General features: G+C 40.8%; 24 protein-coding genes and 2 tRNA genes. 13 read left to right on the top strand and 13 right to left on the bottom strand.

The window, feature by feature from the left end; all coding sequences use genetic code 11:
- Positions 1-32: 32 nt before the first annotated feature.
- Positions 33-233: a YheV family putative zinc ribbon protein gene (locus SANK73390_RS00220; protein WP_261626910.1), complete on the bottom strand. Its 201-nt coding sequence runs from the start codon at positions 231-233 to the stop codon at positions 33-35.
- 175 nt (positions 234-408) lie between these two features.
- Between SANK73390_RS00220 and SANK73390_RS00215 the strand changes: the two genes are divergently transcribed.
- From SANK73390_RS00215 to SANK73390_RS00190, 6 genes are all read left to right on the top strand, one after another.
- Positions 409-2,328 carry an ATP-binding cassette domain-containing protein gene (locus SANK73390_RS00215; RefSeq protein WP_462762125.1) on the top strand — a complete coding sequence of 640 codons (1,920 nt, stop codon included), beginning with the start codon at positions 409-411 and terminating at the stop codon, positions 2,326-2,328.
- Positions 2,325-2,792, top strand: coding sequence for a TIGR02444 family protein (locus tag SANK73390_RS00210; RefSeq protein WP_462762124.1), 468 nt, complete (start codon positions 2,325-2,327; stop codon positions 2,790-2,792). The genes SANK73390_RS00215 and SANK73390_RS00210 overlap by 4 nt, the downstream gene beginning before the upstream one ends.
- 119 nt (positions 2,793-2,911) lie before the next feature.
- Positions 2,912-3,052 carry a hypothetical protein gene (locus SANK73390_RS00205; protein WP_261594663.1) on the top strand — a complete coding sequence of 47 codons (141 nt, stop codon included), beginning with the start codon at positions 2,912-2,914 and terminating at the stop codon, positions 3,050-3,052.
- A gap of 206 nt (positions 3,053-3,258) precedes the next feature.
- The gene (locus tag SANK73390_RS00200; RefSeq protein ID WP_462762122.1) at positions 3,259-4,236 is read left to right on the top strand and encodes a hydrolase; all 978 of its coding nucleotides are present in this window, start codon (positions 3,259-3,261) and stop codon (positions 4,234-4,236) included.
- On the top strand, positions 4,233-4,481 hold the full coding sequence (locus SANK73390_RS00195) for a YheU family protein (RefSeq protein ID WP_261594666.1): 249 nt from the start codon (positions 4,233-4,235) through the stop codon (positions 4,479-4,481). Before SANK73390_RS00200 ends, SANK73390_RS00195 begins: the two co-directional genes overlap by 4 nt.
- A gap of 77 nt (positions 4,482-4,558) precedes the next feature.
- Positions 4,559-5,707, top strand: coding sequence for a dipeptidase (locus SANK73390_RS00190; protein WP_462762120.1), 1,149 nt, complete (start codon positions 4,559-4,561; stop codon positions 5,705-5,707).
- 349 nt (positions 5,708-6,056) lie between these two features.
- Here SANK73390_RS00190 and SANK73390_RS00185 read toward each other — a convergent pair.
- The 4 genes from SANK73390_RS00185 to nudE all read right to left on the bottom strand — a co-directional run bounded on the left by SANK73390_RS00185 (position 6,057) and on the right by nudE (position 7,891).
- Positions 6,057-6,133: transfer RNA gene (locus SANK73390_RS00185), tRNA-Met, on the bottom strand.
- Between the two features lie 161 nt (positions 6,134-6,294).
- Positions 6,295-6,371, bottom strand: a tRNA-Met gene (locus SANK73390_RS00180).
- A 160-nt stretch (positions 6,372-6,531) separates the two neighbouring features.
- Positions 6,532-7,326 (bottom strand): 3'(2'),5'-bisphosphate nucleotidase CysQ, encoded by a 795-nt coding sequence (gene cysQ, locus SANK73390_RS00175; protein ID WP_462762119.1) that lies wholly within the window; start codon positions 7,324-7,326, stop codon positions 6,532-6,534.
- Position 7,327: 1 nt separating this feature from the next.
- A complete protein-coding gene (gene nudE / locus SANK73390_RS00170) occupies positions 7,328-7,891 on the bottom strand; it encodes an ADP compounds hydrolase NudE (protein WP_462762117.1) in 564 nt (187 codons plus the stop codon).
- A gap of 60 nt (positions 7,892-7,951) precedes the next feature.
- On the opposite strand from nudE, the gene yrfG reads away from it, so the two are divergent.
- Positions 7,952-8,608, top strand: a complete 657-nt coding sequence (yrfG, locus tag SANK73390_RS00165) for a GMP/IMP nucleotidase (protein ID WP_462762115.1) — start codon at positions 7,952-7,954, stop codon at positions 8,606-8,608.
- A 4-nt stretch (positions 8,609-8,612) separates the two neighbouring features.
- Here the strand turns inward: yrfG and SANK73390_RS00160 are convergent, their stop codons facing one another.
- The 4 genes from SANK73390_RS00160 to SANK73390_RS00145 all read right to left on the bottom strand — a co-directional run bounded on the left by SANK73390_RS00160 (position 8,613) and on the right by SANK73390_RS00145 (position 12,825).
- On the bottom strand, positions 8,613-9,233 hold the full coding sequence (locus SANK73390_RS00160; RefSeq protein ID WP_462762114.1) for a dUTP diphosphatase: 621 nt from the start codon (positions 9,231-9,233) through the stop codon (positions 8,613-8,615).
- Positions 9,234-9,326: 93 nt separating this feature from the next.
- Positions 9,327-11,672, bottom strand: a complete 2,346-nt coding sequence (locus tag SANK73390_RS00155; protein ID WP_462762113.1) for a fatty acid cis/trans isomerase — start codon at positions 11,670-11,672, stop codon at positions 9,327-9,329.
- Positions 11,672-12,037 (bottom strand): hypothetical protein, encoded by a 366-nt coding sequence (locus SANK73390_RS00150; protein ID WP_462762112.1) that lies wholly within the window; start codon positions 12,035-12,037, stop codon positions 11,672-11,674. Before SANK73390_RS00150 ends, SANK73390_RS00155 begins: the two co-directional genes overlap by 1 nt.
- A gap of 122 nt (positions 12,038-12,159) precedes the next feature.
- Positions 12,160-12,825 (bottom strand): SDR family oxidoreductase, encoded by a 666-nt coding sequence (locus SANK73390_RS00145; RefSeq protein WP_261594674.1) that lies wholly within the window; start codon positions 12,823-12,825, stop codon positions 12,160-12,162.
- Positions 12,826-12,960: 135 nt separating this feature from the next.
- On the opposite strand from SANK73390_RS00145, the gene SANK73390_RS00140 reads away from it, so the two are divergent.
- Positions 12,961-13,704, top strand: a complete 744-nt coding sequence (locus SANK73390_RS00140; RefSeq protein ID WP_462762110.1) for a hypothetical protein — start codon at positions 12,961-12,963, stop codon at positions 13,702-13,704.
- Between the two features lie 44 nt (positions 13,705-13,748).
- On the opposite strand, the gene SANK73390_RS00135 is transcribed toward SANK73390_RS00140, so the two are convergent.
- Both SANK73390_RS00135 and SANK73390_RS00130 read right to left on the bottom strand, forming a co-directional pair.
- A complete protein-coding gene (locus SANK73390_RS00135) occupies positions 13,749-14,237 on the bottom strand; it encodes a hypothetical protein (protein WP_462762108.1) in 489 nt (162 codons plus the stop codon).
- Between the two features lie 33 nt (positions 14,238-14,270).
- Positions 14,271-14,552, bottom strand: coding sequence for a hypothetical protein (locus SANK73390_RS00130; protein ID WP_462762106.1), 282 nt, complete (start codon positions 14,550-14,552; stop codon positions 14,271-14,273).
- A gap of 170 nt (positions 14,553-14,722) precedes the next feature.
- Here SANK73390_RS00130 and SANK73390_RS00125 point away from each other — a divergent pair, with 170 nt between their 5' ends.
- The 3 genes from SANK73390_RS00125 to SANK73390_RS00115 all read left to right on the top strand — a co-directional run bounded on the left by SANK73390_RS00125 (position 14,723) and on the right by SANK73390_RS00115 (position 18,529).
- Entirely contained in the window at positions 14,723-15,100 is a 378-nt protein-coding gene (locus tag SANK73390_RS00125; protein WP_462762128.1) for an RNA-binding S4 domain-containing protein, read from the top strand.
- Between the two features lie 126 nt (positions 15,101-15,226).
- Positions 15,227-17,965 (top strand): aconitate hydratase AcnA, encoded by a 2,739-nt coding sequence (acnA, locus tag SANK73390_RS00120; RefSeq protein WP_462762104.1) that lies wholly within the window; start codon positions 15,227-15,229, stop codon positions 17,963-17,965.
- 105 nt (positions 17,966-18,070) lie between these two features.
- Positions 18,071-18,529, top strand: a complete 459-nt coding sequence (locus SANK73390_RS00115) for a PaaI family thioesterase (protein ID WP_261594704.1) — start codon at positions 18,071-18,073, stop codon at positions 18,527-18,529.
- Here the strand turns inward: SANK73390_RS00115 and SANK73390_RS00110 are convergent.
- A complete protein-coding gene (locus SANK73390_RS00110) occupies positions 18,507-19,199 on the bottom strand; it encodes a substrate-binding periplasmic protein (RefSeq protein WP_462762101.1) in 693 nt (230 codons plus the stop codon). The genes SANK73390_RS00115 and SANK73390_RS00110 overlap by 23 nt on opposite strands.
- A gap of 292 nt (positions 19,200-19,491) precedes the next feature.
- Between SANK73390_RS00110 and SANK73390_RS00105 the strand changes: the two genes are divergently transcribed.
- Complete coding sequence (locus SANK73390_RS00105; protein WP_462762099.1) at positions 19,492-20,592, top strand: NAD(P)/FAD-dependent oxidoreductase; 1,101 nt, start codon at positions 19,492-19,494, stop codon at positions 20,590-20,592.
- 88 nt (positions 20,593-20,680) lie between these two features.
- Positions 20,681-22,252, top strand: a complete 1,572-nt coding sequence (locus tag SANK73390_RS00100; RefSeq protein ID WP_462762097.1) for an Ig-like domain-containing protein — start codon at positions 20,681-20,683, stop codon at positions 22,250-22,252.
- A gap of 43 nt (positions 22,253-22,295) precedes the next feature.
- Here the strand turns inward: SANK73390_RS00100 and SANK73390_RS00095 are convergent, their stop codons facing one another.
- Positions 22,296-22,808, bottom strand: coding sequence for a DUF4124 domain-containing protein (locus SANK73390_RS00095; protein WP_462762095.1), 513 nt, complete (start codon positions 22,806-22,808; stop codon positions 22,296-22,298).
- Positions 22,809-22,834 lie beyond the last annotated feature (26 nt).

The raw sequence follows: 22,834 nt of genomic DNA, 5'->3' as shown, positions 1-22,834 counted from the left end.
GTTCAACAGCCCCTAGCATTTAAACCAAAGTTTTACTCTGGTTTAAATACACCAATTACTTGCTCAAACTGACGTGTTGAAGCTTGCACTGCCTCTTCAGGTTGTGTCATGACATAGCCGCACTTTACACACTCTACCTTCTCTACATCATGCTCTTTAAACAACATCATCACGTCGAGTTCTTTACACTTTGGACAAGATGCCCCTGCAATAAAACGCTTCTTTTGTCTCATGGCTATGCGCCCCTACAACTATCAGCCAAACATCAATAGCTACAATTTTACCTTAAAGCTGCGCGCTAAGATACGATGGCACAATATATACACGGATAATCAGTACATAGGTGCTGACTTAAATACAATCGTTCATGTTACAATGTATATTATTCGGATTTAACAACAAAACACTATGATCCAGCTGACTAATATTGAATTACTGCGTGGTACTAAAAGTTTATTAAAAAATGCCAGCGCCACTTTATTTCCTGAACATAAAGTAGGCTTGGTTGGTGCCAATGGCTGTGGCAAATCTTCCCTTTTCGCGTTGTTAAAAGGTGAGCTAACACTGGATGCTGGTGAGTTATCCATCCCAAAAGATTGGTCAATTGCATCAGTAAAACAAGAAACACCGGCACTAGATATCAGCGCTTTAGACTATGTGTTGCAGGGCCACCCTGAGTATTACCTATGCCGCGTGGCACTTAAAGAAGCTGAGTTGGCTGAAGATGGAGCCAAACAAGCAATTGTACATCAACAACTTGAGCTAATGAAAGGCTACAGTATTGAAGCAAAAGCGGGTGAACTTCTACACGGTTTAGGCTTTAGTAACGAACAGATATCTCATTCAGTAAGTGCCTTTTCCGGTGGTTGGCGCATGCGTTTAAACTTAGCTCAAGCGCTTATTCGTGATGCAGACTTACTATTACTCGATGAGCCCACCAACCACTTAGATTTAGACGCAGTTTACTGGTTGGAGCGTTTTTTACGTGCTTATACTGGTACACTTGTTCTAATCTCTCACGATAGAGAGTTTTTAGATGCCGTAGTCGACCAAATCTGGCATATTGATCAACAGAAAATCAATGTCTACAAAGGCCACTACTCACAGTTTGAACGCCAAAAAGCGGAGCGCATGGCACAGCATCAAGCCTTGTTTGAAAAACAGCAAGAACAAATAGAACATTTAGAAAAATTTATTACGCGCTTTAAGGCCAAAGCAAGTAAGGCCAAACAAGCACAAAGCCGCGTAAAAGCACTAGAGCGCATGGAAAAACTTGCGCCAGCGCATGCTGACTCACCTTTTGACTTTGAGTTTGCACAGCCAAGTACCTTACCAAACCCATTAATGACTCTAGATGGTGCGCAAGCAGGCTATGGCGAGATAACCATATTACATAAAATAAAGCTTAACTTAGTACCTGGTAGCCGAATTGCATTGTTAGGTCGTAACGGTGCGGGTAAATCAACATTGATCAAATTGCTCTCAGGTGAACTCCTGCCACAAGCTGGTGAAGTGTTCATGCATCAAGGTTTGCAGGTTGGTTACTTTGCTCAACACCAACTTGAGTCACTTGATTTAAGTGCCAGCGCAATTACCCATCTTCAACGCTTAGACCCAAAAGCAAGTGAGCAATCTTTGCGTGATTTTTTAGGGGGCTTCGCCTTTAACGGCGATAAAGCGTTAGAGCCTGTTGCACCATTTTCAGGAGGTGAAAAAGCGCGCTTGGTGCTTGCTATGCTAGTATACCAAAAGCCAAATTTATTATTATTAGATGAGCCTACTAACCATTTAGATTTAGAAATGCGCCATGCACTGGTTATGGCTTTGCAAGGCTTTGAAGGCGCGATGGTCACCGTATCGCACGACCGTCATATGCTAAAAAATACCGCTGATGAATATTACCTAGTCGATAACGGTGAAGTTACCCAATTTGGTTATGACTTAGACGAATATTATCAGTGGTTGCTCAATGCCAACAAAGAAGCTACTAAAAAACCTGATACCGAAGATAAAGCACATTCAAGTAACAATCGCAAAGAGCAAAAGCGCCTTGAAGCTGAGTTTAGAAAATCAGTACAACCGCTAAAGAAAAATATTGAAAAACTTGAAAAGTCATTAGATAAATACACTGAGCAACTGACCAATATTGAGCTACAACTTGCTGATAACGATTTATACCAAGAGGAAAACAAAGACAAACTCACTGAATTACTCGCAAAGCAAGCCACAATTACACCATTACTCAATGAAGTAGAAGAGTCTTTGCTATTTGCATTAGAAGAGCTTGAGGAAAAGCAAGCTGAGTTTGGGCAAAGTATTTGCATATGAATGTTCAGCTTAACGAACAAGTATTTTGGACGTTTTCATGTGATCTATACCAGCAAGGTTGTGCCCAACACACCTTGCTGAATTTACAAAATGAACAGAAGAAAAATATTAATCTATGCTTGTTGCTGTTTTACCTTGAACACTTAAGCCTGCAACTTACTGAATATGAAGTTACGCAACTGGCAGCAAAGTGTCATGATATGGATGAGCAACTGCTCACTCCTCATAGAAATATCAGGCAACAACTCAAACTACAATTTATCAAGCACCCACGCTATAGCGAGTCACGTCAGCAATTATTAAATAGTGAACTACAACTAGAGAAATTACAGCAATCTGAGCTAGTTCAGCTAGTTAACAAATTTACACTATCAAGTAAAAAACCAAGCAATAACCTGTTGTTTTACCTTAGCGATATACAAATTAAACAGCTAAAGACAAGCCTAGCAGACAAAAAATCATGATCGAGATCAAGCTCTGAGTAGCATCATATAACACCCACGTTGAAACTTGATCGAGATCATATCAACTCCTTAGCCCCTAGACTAAGATTACTCCATCGACAAGTTAGGAGGCATCAGCCATGAACGTATTCTTTAGAGATTTTTTCAGTGACCCAGTATTGTTTCTCTCTTTTGGGATCTTAGGCACCGTGATTGCGCTGTGTATCTTCTACGTTTATTACTTTGTGAAAAAAATACAAGAAGCTGAAGTACCCAGTTAGTTAAAGTTCATGTTGATCGTGGCGCTGCTGGTGCGCTAAATTAATATTAAGGGTGCTTTGACAATCCGCTCCCCCAAAAGTAAACAAATTAAGCACGACGCACAAAGCACCCTACTAACCTTGTTAGTAAGGTGCTTTTTATTTTACGCTCAACAGTCTTGATGTTCTTTGTTACACTGCTCCCACCTTAAATTGAAAAACGCTTTATGGACTATTCATTTAACAGCGCATGGTGGATGCGCAATCGACATGCTCAAACAATACTGCCGCGCTTTTTTCGCCCATTACAAAAAGTACCTGTTAATTTTGAAGAGCTCACTACGCCTGATGGAGACTTTTTAGAGTTAGCATGGGCAAAGGAACAACGCCCCAATGCGCCTTTAGCAATCGTATTACATGGCCTTGAGGGCAATATTAATAGCTTTTATGCCAAAGGCATGCTCAAAGCATTAACGCAAAAAGGCTTTGATGCCGTATTAATGCACTTTCGTAACTGTTCACGAGCGGCCAATCGCTTGCCACGCGCCTATCATAGTGGCGAAACATCCGATCTTGAATTCTTAATAAACACGCTCAAACAACGTTTTACTGATAGACCACTTTATGCCGTAGGATTTTCATTAGGTGGTAATGTATTAGCTAAGTATTTGGGTGAACAACAGCAGCAAAGTGGTTTGCAAGGCGCTGCTGTGATATCGGCTCCTCACCATTTATCTTCATCGTGCCAAGTGATCCGAAAAAGCTGTTTTGGTTTATATCAAAAGTACTTACTCGATAGAATGAAGCGTTCATTTTCGCGCAAACTCGACACCATTGCTGATGTACTCACCATCGACGAGAAAAAGCTACACGCAATTGATGACCTATGGCAGTTTGACAATTTGATCACAGCTCCACTGCATGGTTTTGAAGGAGCTGAAGACTATTATACAAAAGCCAGTGCGCAAAGTTACCTAAATGATATTAAGACACCCACTTTACTTATTCACGCCAAAGATGACCCAATGCTGTCATCTCGGGCAGTGCCGAGCGCGTCTCAAGTTAGTGGCAACGTAACACTTGCTGTATCAGAGACAGGAGGGCATGTAGGCTTTATTGGCGGTAAAAATCCACTTAAGCCTGAATTTTGGTTAGAACAAGCAGTACCTCACTACTTCCACTCGCTGCAACAGAGATTAAAATGATCATTCCATATCAACAACTAAATCAAGCCACCTTAGAAAACCTGATTGAGCACTATGTATTACGTGAAGGCACCGACTATGGCGAGCAAGAGTTTTCTACTGAGGCTAAAATTGAACACGTCAAATCCCAATTAAAAAATGGCGATGCATTGATTGTCTTCTCTGAGCTACATGAATCCGTAAATATCGTTTCTAAAGTGCAATTTCAAACCATGCAAAGTGAAGACTATAACGAATTTGAATAACTGGTCGCAGATCGTTTAGCCAGCCTGCTTTTTCGGTTATAGTTTCAGTTATACTTATAATAATCAAAGGAAGGCTAATGACATTACGTTTTACGCTTTGTGCCCTAGCATTGTCGGTTTTGTCCGCCCAGGCACAAGATTATCAAGTTTCTGAACGTGCTCAACGAATCGCTCAAAAGAACATTCTTATCGATACCCATATTGATGTACCCTATCGTATCAAAGATAAATGGGCTGATGTGACCAAAGCTACTGAAGACGGTGATTTTGATTACCCACGAGCCGTTAAAGGAGGCCTGAATGCTCCCTTTATGTCGATTTATATTCCTGCCAACCTTGAATTTGAAGGTAAGGGTAAAAGCTATCAGCTCGCCAACCAATTAATTGATGGTATGGAAGCATTAGCATTTAGAGCGCCTGAAAAATTTGCTGTCGCCACTTCTAGCAAGGATATTTACACCCACTTTAAACAAGGGAAAATATCAATTGCTATGGGGATGGAAAACGGCTCGCCAATTGAGGGGGATTTAAAAAATCTTAAACATTTCTTTGACCGAGGTGTACGCTATATCACCCTCGCCCACTCACAGAGTAACCATATTTCTGACTCGTCTTATGATATCCGCCGTAAATGGCAAGGTTTGAGCCCATTTGGTAAAGAATTAGTCGTGGAAATGAATAAAATAGGTATGTTGATTGATGTTTCACATATCTCAGATGCTGCTTTTTACCAAACCATGGCGCTGTCAAAAGTTCCCGTTATTGCATCTCACTCATCGCTGCGTAAATACACGCCAGGTTTTGAGCGAAATATGGACGATGACATGTTAAAAGCACTAAAGAAAAATGGTGGCGTGATCCAAATAAACTTTGGCTCTAGCTTTGTCACATCCAATGCACGCAATTGGTATGATAAACGTAACAAGGCCGATGAACGCGAAACGTACATTAAAGAAAACCCTTTTCCATATGCAACGTTAGAGCAAGTATTAGATCACATTGACCATGTCGTAAAACTCATTGGTATTGACCATGTTGGCATAGGCTCTGATTATGATGGAGTGGGCGACTCGCTTCCTGTTGGCCTTAAAGATGTATCTAGCTATCCAAACCTAGTACAAGGTTTGTTAGACCGCGGGTATAGCGAAGGGCAAATCAAAAAAATCCTCAGCGGCAATACACTGAGAGTTTGGCGTCAAGCGGAAGAGTACGCGACTCAATTTTAAACCTAATAAAGAGCAAAGTTCGCTTTGCTCTTCCCCACCTCAAACAACACTTTCCTTTGATTGTATGAATATTAGACGGCTCATACCAATTACATTAAATAAATAATCAGATATTGCGATAGGTAAATAGCTTAGTTACTAAGCAAGAGTTTCAGTATATCGTTTGAAAAATTTTGCTATGAGCTGAACAACTCTGTCTAAAAGTTTAGTAACCATATCAACTTTCATTAGATTTTAATACGGAGAATACAGTGCCACTAAAAAGTGATTGCTGGAGCTTTGTATTATGAAGAGCGAACCGATGACTTTAATTAGATTTTAATACGGAGAATACAGTGCCACTAAAAAGTGGTTGCGGGAGCCGGATTTGAACCGACGACCTTCGGGTTATGAGCCCGACGAGCTACCAGGCTGCTCCATCCCGCGCCTGTATGTTAAATGCTTTTTTACTTCTGATTTAACAAAGAAGTCTTACAGTAACCACCTGAATAAAAAGTGGTTGCGGGAGCTCTTGAGTTGCAAAGAGCGAACCGACGACCTTCGGGTAAAACCTTCAGGTTAATACAGCACCAACTAAGTAAAAATAGTGGTTGCGGGAGCCGGATTTGAACCGACGACCTTCGGGTTATGAGCCCGACGAGCTACCAGGCTGCTCCATCCCGCGCCTGTAGTTTAAGAAAAACTCTTAAACTTTATTCCCCAAAAAACAAGATTTTAAGGCCTGTCTATCGAAGAGGTCGCTATAATATAGGATTGAATTTTAAATGCAAGCTTTAACTACACAAAACAATTCAAGCGAACAAATATCAAACAAAACACAATAATTAGCTACGGTGATGTGGTGTTATCAGCTTTTGCCATTGCCAATCTGGGTGGCCCATAACGATAAAATCGGGGTTTTCAGTATGCTCTCGTTGATTGTAGGTCAATGGATTAAATTCAGCATCGGTGATACAACCACCCGCTTCTTCAACAATAACTTGCGAAGCCCCCGTATCCCACTCTCCGGTTGGCCCCACACGTAAGAAACAATCCGCTTTACCTTCAGCAATCATGCATGCCTTTAAAGAACATGACCCAAGCGCAACGGTATCAAATTGGCTATTAAGGTACTGACTCACAGCCTCTAACTTTTGGCGGCGACTAACGGCTAAGGTTAAATTATCTGGTGAGGCGACAGAAATCTGTTGCTGTGTCTCATTGGAGCGCTTAAATGCCCCCTGCCCTTTCGTTGCATAATACGTAGTTTGTTTAGAGGGCCAATAAATCACACCTAACACCGGCTGATTATTTTCTATCAGTGCTATATTTACCGCAAAATCACCACTTTGCAGTATGAATTCACCCGTACCGTCCATTGGATCTAACAGCCAGTAGCGTTGCCAGTTTTCACGCAAAGATAACTCTGGTATCGGTGTTTCTTCCGACATAATAGGAATATCTGGCGCAAGCGCCTTTAAACCGGCCGTTAGTACTTCGTTGGCAGCCAAGTCTGCTGCAGTTACCGGTGTGTGGTCCGACTTTTCGCGTGCCCCAATATCTTCATTTTGATAAATAGCCATAATCGCCTCCCCCGCCTTGATGGCAAGAGAGATACAGGGTTCCAGCAATTTTTGCATATTAAACCTCCTGCGTTAAATATTGTTGAAGCAATAACAACGCCGCAACACTTCGAGCCTCCGTAAAATCACTTTGTGTCAGCAACAGCTCCCACTGTGCTAACGGCCATTTAACGGTCACCAACGGTTCAGGTTCATCACCTTCCAGCTGCTCAGGATAAAGCCCTTTTGCGACAAGAATATGCATTCTGGCATTAAAATAACTCGGTGCTAAAGATAACGTTTTTAAATCACAAAATTGTTCCGCGCCAAAACCTACTTCTTCTTTTAGCTCCCGGTTACCGGCTTCAATTGGTGTTTCTCCCGGGTCAATTAACCCCTTCGGGAAGCCCAATTGATAATTATTAGTACCAGCACAGTACTCTCTTACTAATAGTAGCTCATTATCAGCTGTTATTGGCACGATCATCACAGCACCCCTGCCTCCCCCTTTAATACGCTCATACTGACGCTGTTCACCATTTGAAAATAGTAATTTTAGTGACTCAACCGTGAACAAGCGACTTTTTGCAGTCACTTCACAATGCAATATCTCTGGTGGGTTTGGATGCTTTTTCTGTGACATAGGTTTTTATTTGTTATGATGACATACACTTAATCATAAAGCCTTTGACGATAAATGCCTATGCTAAATTGGTCACAAATTGATACTGTACTACTAGATATGGATGGCACGTTACTCGATTTACATTTTGATAGTTATTTTTGGTTACACGTTGTTCCTACCGAACATGCAAAAAAGCAAAACATCAGTTTTGAAGCTGCTAAAATAGATATTTTAAAGCGCTATGAAGCCGTTCATGGGCAAATTCAATGGTACTGCTTAGATTACTGGCAGCAGCAGCTTGGTTTACCTATTATGGCGCTCAAAAAAGAAATCCAACATTTAATCTCAATACGAGAGGACGTACCTGAGTTTTTAACTGCACTCAAAAAGTCAGGCAAAAAGCTGATCTTATTAACTAATGCTCATCCTGACAGCCTCAGTTTAAAAGTAGAACTTGTAGATTTCGCGCATTATTTAGATGTGTTAATTTCAACTCATCAATATGGTGTGAGTAAAGAGAGTCAATCATTATGGCAGCAAGTGCATGCAGATTTAGGTTTTGATAAGCAGCGAACTCTGTTTGTAGATGACAGCTTAAGCGTACTTAAAGCCGCCAAAGAGTTTGGAATTGGGCATTTATTAGCGGTGGCTAACCCAGATAGTAAACAGCCAGTAAATGAGATCACTGACTATTTATCTATCACCGACTATCGAACATTACTGCCCATAACCTAAAGCACTAGCTTGGATAGCGAGCCTGTAGACCGGCATATACATTTTTGGCAAAGTCTGGGTGCTCGGTATCTAGACTTTTTACTACCTCAACCAAGTGCTCATTATCTTCTTGACCCTGCCATACCTTAATATAGCTTCCCTCTTTATAGCCATTATCTTGGCGAAAGAAGTTTAAAGTGTTTTTTCCAACATAACCACGATATAAATCATCAATATCCATACCGATTTGTTGCATACAACCGGCAAAAGCTTGCGCGTTAAATTGCTTATCAGCAACCGCGCTGGCTGCTAGCACTTCAAGTGTTTGTTTAAAGTCTACTGCAGCTTTAGGCTGCGCTAACTCTTGCTCAAGTTGCTCAGCCAATGTTTGATAAGCCGTCTCGCCATCAATACGCAAAGAAAGACCAAAATGGAAAATATCCACCAGCTCTAAAATTACTTGCTCAGTATCAGGTGTTTGTTTCTTCCACCACTTCCAACCATAATGGTCAAGCATTTCGGCACACTCAACCCAAATGGCACGGTACCATTCAAACCCTTGGTTAAACCATTGCGCATGAACTTTTGTATTCATGGCATTTTGCATTTCTAACATCACAACTAGCTTAGTGATATTGGCTGACATTGCGCTCTCTCTTTGTACTATAAAAAGGCTGTTATCATACCGCAGTAAGATGCACTCTGCACAGCCTGAAGGCTAACTTTTCTAATCCTTAGATTAACGATTTTCTAATCGATTATAATCAAATAAGCCATGCTCAATACCTCGATACTGTTTAGCAACTTCATGCAATAAATCACTATATTGCCAAAATTGTGGATGAGTGCGACGAATCGCAAATGCTTGAGCCAGTTCACTGTATTGTTGCTCGCTATTAATCGTTTTCAGCTGAGCCACAAATGCAGCGGTATTTGCTTCATCGGCTAAATACCAAATAGCTTCGGGGTAATCGCCAATAAACCCAGGCACAAGCGTCGCGGTATCTTCCTCATACGCTCGCTGTGCATCTTCATTAAGTAAACTCGAAATATTATAATGCGCATTATGGTGGATCAGTGTAAATGCTTTATGCTCACCATTATTTTGCCGCTGCAATATAAAAGAGACTTGTGGCAATAAATTCACCGCTTTATGTGGCAGACTATTTAATTTAGCCAAAGGCCCACTTACAGATTTATAGTCATAGCGTTGGCTTAGAACACTTTCAAGGGCCGTTGTTATTTTCTCGTGAAGTTCTAATTTTGGCTTACCGCTGGTATAAGACATACCCGTAGGTGCAGCTAATAAGCTTTTGCGATTAATAAATTCACTTAAACTTACATGTGATTGACGATACCAGTGGTTTTTTACCTCTTTGCGAACGTTTTGAGGTAATAAATTAATAAAGTTTTGCTCACCTTCAAGACGCAAAAAATCCATATATAAGCGCGTATGCAATTGATGCCCTATGTTGCCATATATATCAAACCCAGCCACTAACAAGTAATGAATACGTTCAAACAATGCATAGTCTAATAGCCACATGGTTTTTGGTGTTTGGCCAACAAACCCTTTTACTACTGTCGCACTATCAAAGTGACGAAAAACCGTCAGCCCGGCATTATCGTTATGACCATCCCCTTGCCAAATAAGATCCGTGGTTAATGACTTGCCATCTTTTAATAGCTCATTCGCGAGTTTTGTTTTAGCGCTCAGGTATTCATGCTGACGATTGGCATATTTAACCCAACTCGATATAGGTAACACATTACTTTGTTCTTGAGCAGGCAATGCTAAATCATCATCATGGCGCAGCAGTAACTCACTTACTTGTGGCGAACTATTCTTTTGTGGGTCAACAAAGGCAACCCAGAATTGATCATTAATAACATTAAGTGCAACCTGACCACGACAGACAGGACCTTTAATATACCCTTTGATAATAAGCTCTGCTTCATCAAGCATAAACTGATACTTTGACTTTACTGGGATAGCCGCGAACGCTTTAAATGGATTAGAAGCTACTTTTGGTTCATAGCTCGGTAACTGCTGCACATGGTAATCCGCAGCAATAAACTGCGCATGCAATCGCGTCATTTTTTTATCGGATAAAGCCAATGGTATATGGGTTTTCGCTAAAATACTGCTGCGCTCATGCATCAGCCGATAATATACGCGACTCACCTGAGGGTCATCATAAGGTCGTCTGGTTGCTATCAAATCAATTGGCTCACCCGGTGGGGTAGTTGAGCGTACCAATTTAAAAAAATTGGGGGTTGTACTGTGGTTATGTTCAGGAAAATAAATATTGGCTAAATACCAATGCTCATAAATATACCGCGCAGCCAGTTGATATTTTAGCCCCGATTGATTTAAAAACTGTTCCCAACGACTGACTTGTTGCAATTCTGCATTTAACGGAGGTGCTATTTGCGCCATTTTTGCGCCATCTTTAAGCCAGCTCTCTAATTGTTTGAATTCGAATCCAGAAATAGCGGGTAAGCCATATGGCATACCCGCATGAGGTTGGCTTTTGGCTAAGCTGTCAAATTCATCCATACTTGGACAGCTTTGTGTCCTATCTAAAGAGAAGTCAAATTCGTCACCAAGCAGCCCTTGTTGTGGAAATGGTTTACTCATTTTCAACAACAAGCTGTTATACAGCACACTGCCAGCCAAGTTGGCTTGTGTGTTTTGCGCTCGTTCATTGAGTACTGACGTAAACCCTTTTTCACGCCATTGTTTGGTATTATCTGCATCAAAAAGCAATCTTGATGGCGCTTGAGCCAGTAACCTTGTACCGTTATAGACACGTTCTTTATTAAGACCTCTGTCTATACCCTCTGGTGAAGATAGCTTTAATTGGCACGGTGCATCATAACAGCCATGACAAACCACGCAGCGCTGATCCAAAACAGGCTTAACCAGCTGCAAATATTCCGCCCCACCACCCTGATTGTATTCAACATTTCGTACTTTTACGCTGGCTTCGCCATAAATATCGTCATAGTGACTCATACCCAATGTCACACAGCCACAAAGTAATAAAACTATCGCTAGCATCCACCCTGTACGAACGTTCATTAGCTATCCTCTTCTTCACCTAAATCAAAAGTAGGCATCATCTCTATCGGTGGAGAAATAAAAACGTGTTCATCGTCAGCACTGACTACCGCACTGAGTATAGGACCATGATTAAGTAGTAACTGCGCCTGATGTTCACCACCGGGAATATTGTCATAAACAACTTGCTCAGCTTTGAGTTGATAGCTCTGTAAGTTAATGCTGATATTCTCATCTGCGCTGGGGTTTTGACACAAATGCGCCAGCAGTGTTTCATCCAATATCACTTCCAGAGTGAGATCTGGACTTTTAATGTCTCTTTGCTCAATTTGGTCATTGAGTAAAAAAAGTGGCAGATTAAGTGGTGTGTTTTCAGAAAGTTCCATATTGGTCAGTCATATTGCTAATACCTAGATGTTCACATACTAGCATAAGTTATGCTTAACCTTAATTGACTACTGGCTTACCTTATAAAAGGTAAGCCAGCTATCACACAATAAAATACACCTTACCAAGGTAATACCTCACCATTTGAGTGCCAAAACCCACCAGTGTTATCTAAATTAAGCGCCTCGATGCGTTGGCATAAACGCTCAGCGGCCTCTTTAGGAGATATATCGCCTGCAAAGTTAACCATTTGAGTTTGTACAAAGCCAGGATGAAAGAGACCCACAGACACTCCCCTACCTTTTAATTCATGCGCTAAACTCACACTCGCCGCATTTAAAGCCGCTTTTGACATACGATAACCTAAGTAGCCGCCTGAACCGTTGTCTGCAATGGAGCCCATACGGCTGGTGATCATTGCAACCTTACTGCTTGAGTGAAGTGAAGATAGTAGTGCATGAACCACACGAAGGGGCGCAATGGCATTAATTTGCATTTGCTGTTCAATCGCCTCAAAGTCCATATCTGTAAGTGTTTCGTTATGAAATACACCTGCATTATTGATTAAAATGTCTATTGGTTGTCCTGATAATTGTCTGGCCAATTCGGCTACCTGTTGAGCGTTACTGACATCAACACCAGAAATAACATCGATATTAAGCGCTTCAAGCTCTGCTGTTGCCTTACGCACTGCAGCCGTAACCCTATACCCTTGCTCACTATATTGTTTACAGAACTCCAACCCTATCCCTCTATTTGCACCTGTAACAAGTATATGTTTTGTCATTTTCTTTCCTTTAGTAAACACAATTTAGTGCTTTTTAGTATACCTATAGTTAATAGAAAAACACATGACCTGCGAAGGCAATAACGTGGTTCTTTGCTAAGCTGATATAAGGTACTTCATCGGAATTTTAACAGTATGTTTCAACACTTACCCTTGGCTCTTGTGATATTTTTATGCACGTCAGTAAATGCCCAAACATATACTATTAATGCCAGTGAGGCACTATCCTATCAGTTAGGAAAAGAGAAAGTTATTTATGCCATGAAAGCTATTTATGCACCGGTGTCTATTACACCACAGCTAGTTTTTTTACCAACCAAAAGAGGGTTAAAGCAAGTGAATGAAGGGATACTGGACGCCGAAGCAGGCCGAGTGGATAAGGCTGTGACTCAGTACGATAACTTGCTAAAAATACCCACTCCCATTACTAAAATGCGCTTGTCTATTTATTGCTTAAATAAGCAAGATTGCAAGACTAATTCACAGGCAGGGATCTTGGTTATTCAAGGTGGTATAATGGCTGCAAGGCTATGTGATAAGCTAAACTTAAACTGCAATCGTGTTATGAACGACGTTTCTGCATTTAAAGCGCTACAAAAAGGTCATGCGCCAGCACTTATCACCAATGATAGATTTGCCTTGGGCACTTTGTGCAAATCTGGTTTAAGCCAAATATACACCAAACCTTTAACACAGATTTATTCTATATATCACTATGTGAATAAAAAGCATGCTGAATTGATCCCCAAACTGACACAGTCGATCGATTATCTAATTGAAAGCAAAGTACTACCAGGAACATTTAGAAGCCTCTCAGATGCGGCAAAACATTGTAATATAAAAGTTATTACACTTACTAACCAAGCTTTAGAGGGGTGATCTTTAAAGTAGGCATACATCAAAAATTTATGAACGTAATGCCTTTACTCCCCCAACATTGTGACTTTTAATGCACAGCCTTTGGCAGCGTCAGTTAAGCTTTGAAAGCTATTTTGTAATAAGTTCTTATCCATTAACTTTTTAATTGATTGGGTCAATTGAGGAACCAAATCAGCATGCTTTTTGTGCACATAATGATAGGCTTTAAGTTCTTTCGTTAAAGGTCTAGCATAAATTTCCTTTATACCAGATGCGCATATAGTACCTACCACAAATCGATCATTAGCAATCAATGTGGGGGCAAAGCTTTTTTGCAGCGCCGAAAATGCTGAAATATCGTTTGCCACAATATCGCACGACAATTGTGCATTTTGGCAAAACTGCTCTGACAGCAGCGTGCCTTGTATAATTAAATGTCCTACCTGTTTATTAAGTACACACTCTTTGGGCTTAATACAAAAAAATAAATAAACGAAATTTAGATAATGGGTAAGGTACCTTAAAGTAACAAAGAACTGAAACAAAACGCTCAATCTAAGTTCATAAGATCTGAATTGATTAAAAAGTTACTGTTGAGCCAGCCACTTTTGCAAAGCAGATTTAGGATACAGCACTTCTTTAAATAATCGATGCCGCTCATGTGTTAACGCAATCTCCTGACTCAATAAGCCTGACTGCACTTGATTATGGTATGTATTAAAACGGGCTATTAAATTAAAACAATGCATATTTTTGTCTTTTACCCGTGTTAAATGCATTTGCAAATAATGCCGAACATCGTCTGCGGTCATCAACCCTTGCGAATCTAAGTTCATTAATCCTTTTTTCAATGCTGAACGAATACCCATAGTGCTAGTTCCTATTTAAAAACTACAACAATCAACCCATTCAAATTTGGCGGCAAGATACACGCCAATCACTTTAATAGCATTAAAGACACTGTAATCTTAGAAAAAGTTTCATCACCTATCGCATCAAAGAGGTATACTAACGCAAACGGCAACAGTGCGAGCGAATGATGTTAGAACAACCCCCTGAATATATTGAAATAGAGTTAGAAGAAGAGCCGATTGAGCTTTGCAACCTTTTAAAAGTGCTAGATTTAGCTGAAACAGGTGGGCAAGCAAAAGTGCTTATCGGAGAAGGGTATGTGGCTGTAAACCACGAACTATGTACAGTAAAGAGAAAAAAACTTTACGCAGGTGACACTTTGGGGTTTGATGGTGAGATCTATCAACTCACGCTTGCTGAAGGTGTTGAGCCCGCAGAGCGCCCAGCGATAATCGAAGAGCCTAAGGTAGTGCAAGATGCACCAAATCAACGCAAAAAACGCAATAGAAGCCGTAAAGATAAAAAAGATAGCTCAACAGGACGCAAACCCATTTCATTTGGATAAAAAGCAACCTGAAACCTTGAATTTTCGTATTCGATCGCAATAAAGTTAAGAATAGGCCAAAAAATATGCCGCAAGTTATGCGGCATATGCCAATCATCGCTTCACAACGCATTTAGCGGAGGTAGCATGCAAGATTCTTACAATACCCTGACACAACTGACCATCAATCAACAACAAATCCACCTGTATTCACTCGAAAGGCTCGGTGCCAAAGCAAAGCGTTTACCCTTTGCACTGAAAATACTGCTAGAAAATTTACTGCGTCATGAAGATGGCAGCGCCGTCACCAAAGAAGATATCGACCAACTACTCAACTGGCAACCGAATGATATACCCAGCAAAGAAATTGCTTTTACTCCTGCACGTGTCGTCATGCAAGACTTTACTGGCGTGCCTGCAATAGTTGATTTGGCAGCCATGCGAGATGCAATGGCGAGATTAGGTGGTGACCCTAAAAAAATAAACCCACTGTCTCCTGCCGAGTTAGTGATTGATCACTCAGTGCAAGTTGATGAATTTGGCCACACCGGTGCATTTGACTTGAATGCAAAACTCGAATATCAACGTAATAAAGAACGCTATGAGTTTTTGCGGTGGGGTCAATCTGCATTTGATAACCTAACTGTTGTGCCACCAGCCACCGGCATAGTACATCAAGTAAATCTAGAGTATTTGGCGCGCGTGGTATTTCAAAAAGAAATCGACGGTGAGGTTTTTGCTTACCCAGATACTTTGGTTGGTACCGATTCACATACCACCATGATCAATGGCCTAGGTGTACTTGGTTGGGGTGTAGGTGGCATTGAAGCAGAAGCCGCAATGCTTGGCCAACCTATCAGTTTACTGATACCACAAGTGGTAGGTTTTAAGCTTGAAGGCGAATTATTAGAGGGCACCACCGCGACAGATTTAGTCCTCACCATCACACAAATATTGCGCGAGCATGGTGTGGTTGGTAAGTTTGTTGAATTTTATGGAAATGGGCTTGCTCAACTCCCCTTAGCTGACAGGGCTACCATTGCTAATATGGCACCTGAATACGGTGCAACTTGTGGTATTTTTCCTATTGATGCTGAAACCATTTCCTACCTACGTCTAACAAATCGTGATGAAAAGCAGCTTGCCTTGATAGAAGCATATGCTAAGCATCAAGGTATGTGGCGTCATGATGATGATGAGCCTGAATATAGCGATACCCTAACCCTTGATTTAAATACCGTGGTACCAAGTATTGCTGGACCAAGCCGACCTCAAGATCGGATAAACTTAGATGAAGCTGGTAACACGATAAATCAGCAGCTCAGAGCTTTGCAGGACAAGCGCAGTGAAGACGATACCTCTGGCGATGAAGCGCAAATTGTTGATGAGGGCGGTCCATCAACAGATACGCCAACCGAACCAGAAGTACTTGGCATTGCAAAAGTCCAGTATAAAGAGCAAAACTTTACCCTTAAAGATGGTGCGTGTGTAATTGCAGCCATTACAAGTTGTACGAATACTTCTAACCCAAATGTTATCTTGGCCGCAGCATTAGTTGCTAAAAAAGCCAATGAGCTGGGTATAAAACCAAAGCCATGGGTAAAAACCTCACTGGCACCGGGTTCCAAAGTAGTAACAGATTATCTTAAACAAGCTAACTTACTCTCTGAATTAGAAGCGCTTGGGTTTGATTTGGTAGGTTATGGGTGTACAACTTGCATTGGTAATTCTGGGCCACTGCCAGAGGAGATATCAGATGCCATTAATAAGCACAAACTTATAGTAAGCTCGGTATTATCTGGTAATAGAAATTTCGAGGGACGGATACATCAAGATGTAAAAATGAACTTTTTAGCCTCTCCACCACTCGTTGTGGCTTATGCCTTAGCTGGGCGCACAGATATTGATGTTTATAACGAGCCTCTATGCCAAAATGAAGATGGTGAAGATATCTACTTAAAAGATATTTGGCCTAGTATGAGCGAAGTGAAACAGCTGGTTAATGATAACGTCACACAAGCGATGTTTGAGTCTAACTATCACGATATTTACCAAGGTGACAGCCACTGGCAAAACATCAACACCAAAGCCAGTGAGTTATATTCTTGGCAAACAGACTCAACCTACATTCGTCACGCCCCATTTTTTGAAGATATGACCACCGATGTGCCCAAATTACCACATATAACGGATGCAAAGTGTTTAGCAAAGCTGGCCGACTCGGTGACAACTGATCATATATCACCAGCAGGTAATATTAAAAAAAGCGCACCTGCTGGCATTTATTTGGAGCAACAAAACATAAAAGAGAGCAACTTTAACTCTTATGGCTCAAGACGAGGTAATCACGAAGTGATGATGCGAGGCACCTTTGCTAACATTCGCTTGCGAAACCAACTGGCTCTGGGCACTGAAGGAGGGATCACGCGCTTGTTACCTGACAATGAAATCATGAGTATTTATGATGCAGCAATGGAGTATCAAAAACGCAATACGCCATTGATTATTCTTGCAGGTAAAGAATATGGCACAGGGTCATCGAGAGATTGGGCTGCAAAGGGCTCCCTTTTATTGGGCGTCAAAGCAGTCATAGCACAAAGCTATGAACGTATTCACCGCTCAAACTTAATTGGCATGGGCGTTTTACCCTTACAGTTTAAAGCAGGTGATAGCCATGAATCTTTGCAGCTTACAGGTGAAGAGCGTTTTGAAGTAGTGGGTTTATGTGACAATTGCGACGAAGTTAAAATCATCGCAACCAATAGTCAAAACGATGCGCTAGAATTTCTTGTAGATGTACGTATAGATACGCCCAAAGAGTGGGAATATTACCGCCATGGCGGTATTTTGCAATACGTACTAAGAAACATGCTCAAGGACAAATAATATCGCTGTAACATGGGAGCTGGTATTAATCTGCTCCCATATGGCAGTGACTTACAACAGACTTTTTCATACACTAGCATCACTTTTAATATTCAGCTCAATACTATGACTATCTGGTACAAACCAATAACGTTAGAGCTTTGTCGTAAACTCGATGAGGGTATGTACGGCAAAGGCTCATTAATGAAGACGTTGGGCATTGAAATTACAGAAATTGGTGATGACTACTTAGTTGCCACTATGCCAGCAATGCCCTCGCATCATAACCCTATCGGTATGGTTCATGGCGGGGCAAATGTCGCGTTAGCTGAAACTGTCGCCAGCTATGCAGCAAATTTTGTAGTTGATTTTGAACACTTTTACTGTGTTGGCCAAGAAATAAACGCCAATCATTTGAAAGCTTCTCGCAATGGTATGTTAACAGCCATCGCCAAACCATTACATTTAGGAAAACGAACTTCTGTATGGGAAGTAAAAATTACCAATGCCAAAGGTGAGCTATGCTGTGTGTCGCGTATGACCGCCGCTATTGTTGCCCGCGCTAGTCCAAATATTGCGCTATGATTTGTTGGTAACGGCCATTTTTTTTAATTGTTGCCAAGCCCACGTTAAATAGCTGAATGATTTTTTCAGCGTCAGGGTGCTCACGGCTCACACCTATATGCAACGGCCAACTTGATAATGCGGGAGAATGAGTCATCAGGTTTTGCAACATTGAGTCGTGTTTTAGTTCATGTTTAAACGCTAACATATCAGCAATCGCAAAATCAGCTCTCCCCTTGTGTACCAACTCTAAACAGGCATGCAAACTAAGTACATCTATCACGTTAAGCTGCTCAATATTAACGAGTAAATTACGATATGCATAGCCCCTAATAGTTGCAACACTTTTATAGCGCAAACTTTTTGTACCACGAAAGTCCACTAATTGATTTTGGCGGCTGACAACAAACAATTCATTATGAAAGTAAGGCTGGCTGAATAAAATAGTTTTTTCACGTTCTTCGGTCCACCAAAGTGCAGCCACAAAATCAACTTTGCGATTTTCAAGTAACAACATCATGCGACTAAATGGGGCTATTTGTATCTCAAGCGCAACACCTTGGGAAGAAAATGCGGCAAAAAGGATATCGTTCACTAACCCAGAACCATTGCTCTCAATATAAGGTGGCCAAGGGTTATGCCCTCCGATTACAGTGCTCACTTGAGCATACGCTACCGATGTCATCATCATTAAAGCACAAAAGGCTATTTTAAGTAGCTTAACCATATACAACTATGTCATGTTGGTAATATTTATTAGTGTAGCTTACACCTTGTTATTAGAGGCACTTTTTAACTCTTTTGTTATTTGATACAGCGCAATCTTGATTGAGTTTTATCTCATTTATTCAAATGGCTATTGTTATAACTCATTGAAATGTACCTCAGCATTTTACTGATAAACAGAAAAAACACTAAGCATGTAGTGCTATATCCAACGCTTTGTTACTGTAGCAAATATAAAGTTTTAGCAGTTAAATAGTATGGAACAAATCGAAACGCTGGTGATTGGTGCAGGCGCTGTGGGCCTTGCGATTGCGGCCACCCTAAGTGAATATAATGACGTTATTGTGATTGAGCAAAACCGTCACTTTGGTGAGCATACTAGTAGTCGTAATAGCGAAGTAGTCCATGCCGGAATTTATTACCCCACAAATAGCCTAAAAGCGCGTTTATGTGTAACGGGCAAAGCATTGCTTTATCGGCATTGTCAGCGCTATCATGTGCCCGTAAACAAAATTGGTAAGGTGATTATTTCAAGTAACGAACACGAAACTACAAAGCTGCATGTCTTAGTAAAACAAGCTAAAAGCAATGGCGTGTCAGATTTACAGTTTTTGAGCCCTATAGAACTTGCCAACCGAGCACCTCAAACAAAAGCGGCTGCAGGAGTATGGTCTCCTTCTACGGGCATTATTGATAGTCACCAGCTGATGCTATCTTATCTAAATAAACTTTCTGAACATAATGGTCACTATGTTAGCAACACTCAATTCATCAGTGCAAAATTTGATGGCCAGCAGTTTGTAGTAACGCTCAACTGTGAGGGTGAGTTATTCAATATCAAGTGTAAAACACTGATTAATGCAGCGGGACTATTTGCGCAAGCATGTGCGCAAAAAATAGACGCCTTAGCCCACGAATATATTCCCGCATTGCATTACTGTAAAGGACAGTATTTTAGCTATCAAGGCAGGCACCCTTTTAAAAACCTTATTTACCCAATGCCTGAGCAACATGGCTTAGGTATTCATGCCACGCTAGATTTAGCAGGGCAATTAAAGTTTGGCCCGGATACAGAGTTTATTGAACACCTTGATTACACTCCAAATATACAAGCTAAAGCACGTTTCGTTAACGCCATCCTAAAATATTGGCCGCAGTTAGATAGTAAGCGCTTGCAGGTAAGTTACAGCGGTATACGTCCTAAATTACAAAAGCATGGCAATCAAGATTTTATAATTCAAGATCATACCACTCACGGCGTAGCAGGGCTCATAAATTTATTTGGTATTGAGTCGCCCGGCCTTACAGCAAGTTTAGCGATTGCCAAACTTGTTACAAACATGCTCAAATTAAAATGATAGACATATTTGGCTTTAATTCATTTGAAATTAATATTAAAAAAAATAGCATGTACCAAAATAAATTATAATGTAAGGATACGTCCCTATGAACTACACTATTACTTTTTTATTCCCTATCGTTTTACTACTTAGTGCTTGTGGTGGATCGTCTAATGATGAACCTAGCATTGTGCCAAATAGCAACCCAGCTGCATTTTCAGTTATTGCACAACTCAATAGTCAAACTAATGAAGACACAAGCGGGAATATCGATATATCAGCAACTCAGACGCCTAACCAAACAGAGGCTATTACCGTCAAGCTAATTAGCGCTCCAACACTGGGTACAATCACAGGCAACTATCCCAAACTTATTTATACACCAGATCAAAATAAGTTTGGTAAAGACCATTTTACCTACACACTCAAGCAAGGGGACATCACCAGTGAAGCTGTAGTGGTAAATATCACAATTCATGCCATCAATGATGAGCCCATTATTACTGGGCAACCTGTGTCCAACATTGACTTGAACGATGAGTTTTCTTTTACACCTCAGATTATTGACGTTGATCTAGATACTAGTAATCACCGTTTTAGTATTGATAATAAACCGTTGTGGTCCCAATTTGATGAATCCACCGGAACGCTACATGGTACACCCACCCTCACCGAACATGTGGGTACATTTTCCGATATTATCATCACAGTTATTGATGCAGACCATGAAGTCAAGTTGCCTCCATTTAATATTGAAGTAAAAGGTCAGGCTTGGAGTGAAGCATCTCAATTACCGGGCTCCCAAGGCAGTCATTTAGCAACCACAATGATAAATCAAACGCTCTTTAGCTTAACTCATAACTATGCGTGGTCTTCTGCAATGCTCTGTCAAAGTGCTCCAGCACAAGCCCCACACCTATCTCAGTGGAATATTGATTCAAATGAGTGGCTTACTCTACAGAGCCCTGCGTTATCACGCTTTTACTTCCATACACAAGCAATAGGTAAAAAAATCTATGTTTTTGGCGGCATAAATTCATGCCCTAGTGACTCTAAAGGCGTCACTACAATGGAAGTATATGATGTTGAGGATAAATCCTGGCAGACATTTGATAGCCCTGAATTTACGCCATTTAATAACGCCATCTCAGCAACTTGTAGCACCAACTCTATGATCTATGCTTTTGTGGCGCACGAGCAGAGCCATACTCTTTACACTCTAGATGCTGAAACAAATACATGGCATAGTAAGGTTTTAACTGATTTGAAGCATAAAGTATCAAGCTGTGCAATTGAGGGAGAGCAAGCTTATTTAGTTGTTGAAAACGAAGCTGCAATGCAAAAAGAGTTAATTACTTTTGATCTCACTACACAAACTGCCTTAACATCTGAACTTATACCGCAAAGTATCGCTTCTAATTATAGTGATTCAACCCTATCTAACCACACGCTATATGTACTCAGTGCTTTACAGCTAAATGCCTTTGACATTAGTACTAAACAATGGGTATCTCATAGCGGCAACCCTTACGCGCAACAACAGCAAGGTCAAACTGTTCATTACTTACGTGATTTCAAACTAGAAAATAGTAATGGTAAGTTGTATTCAATTGGGGGAGCATTTACGACTCAGTATGAGCAATCGATTTATGTATTCGACAGTTCAATTGATAACTAACCTAACATTCAGAATAGCGAGGCCTCTAGCTGAGGCCTTAGAGTTAATTTCCTTCAATCGCTTTGTCTAACCGTTTAGTACGCTCATCCATTAATGTTTGAATATTTTTGGCGTCCATCATCAACTGCTTTACATCAGTTGGATTCAGTGCCGATGGGTTCTTGAGTTGACTATTTATATGTGCTTTTTTTGCCGCTAACTCGTTTAAAATAGAGGTATCTTCCGCCGCCATAATAGTAATTTTACTCGGATCTAGTTTGTGCGTCTGGCTATTTCTTTGCAAGTTTGGCTTATCTGAATAAACCCAATCACCATTTGCATCTTGCCACTTGTAAATAGCGTCCGCATCACTGGGTGTATCTGTTTCAGTACTCGTTTGAACAGCGCTATCTAAATTGCGTTTTGCATCATTCAGTAAAGTATTAGCCTTTTGCTGTACTTGCTGAGTCACGTTACCAAAGCTTAACCACGGTGTGCCATCTGGTTTTTTTAGTATAAATAACGACCCCAGCCCAACTAACATGATCATGACCAATAAATAACTAAAATATTTCATCTTTGTATTCCACAACAAACTACACC

Source organism: Pseudoalteromonas sp. SANK 73390 (genome assembly GCF_054966645.1).
Note: the sequence above shows the minus strand (reverse complement) of the source record. Positions and strands in the feature narration are given on the sequence as shown.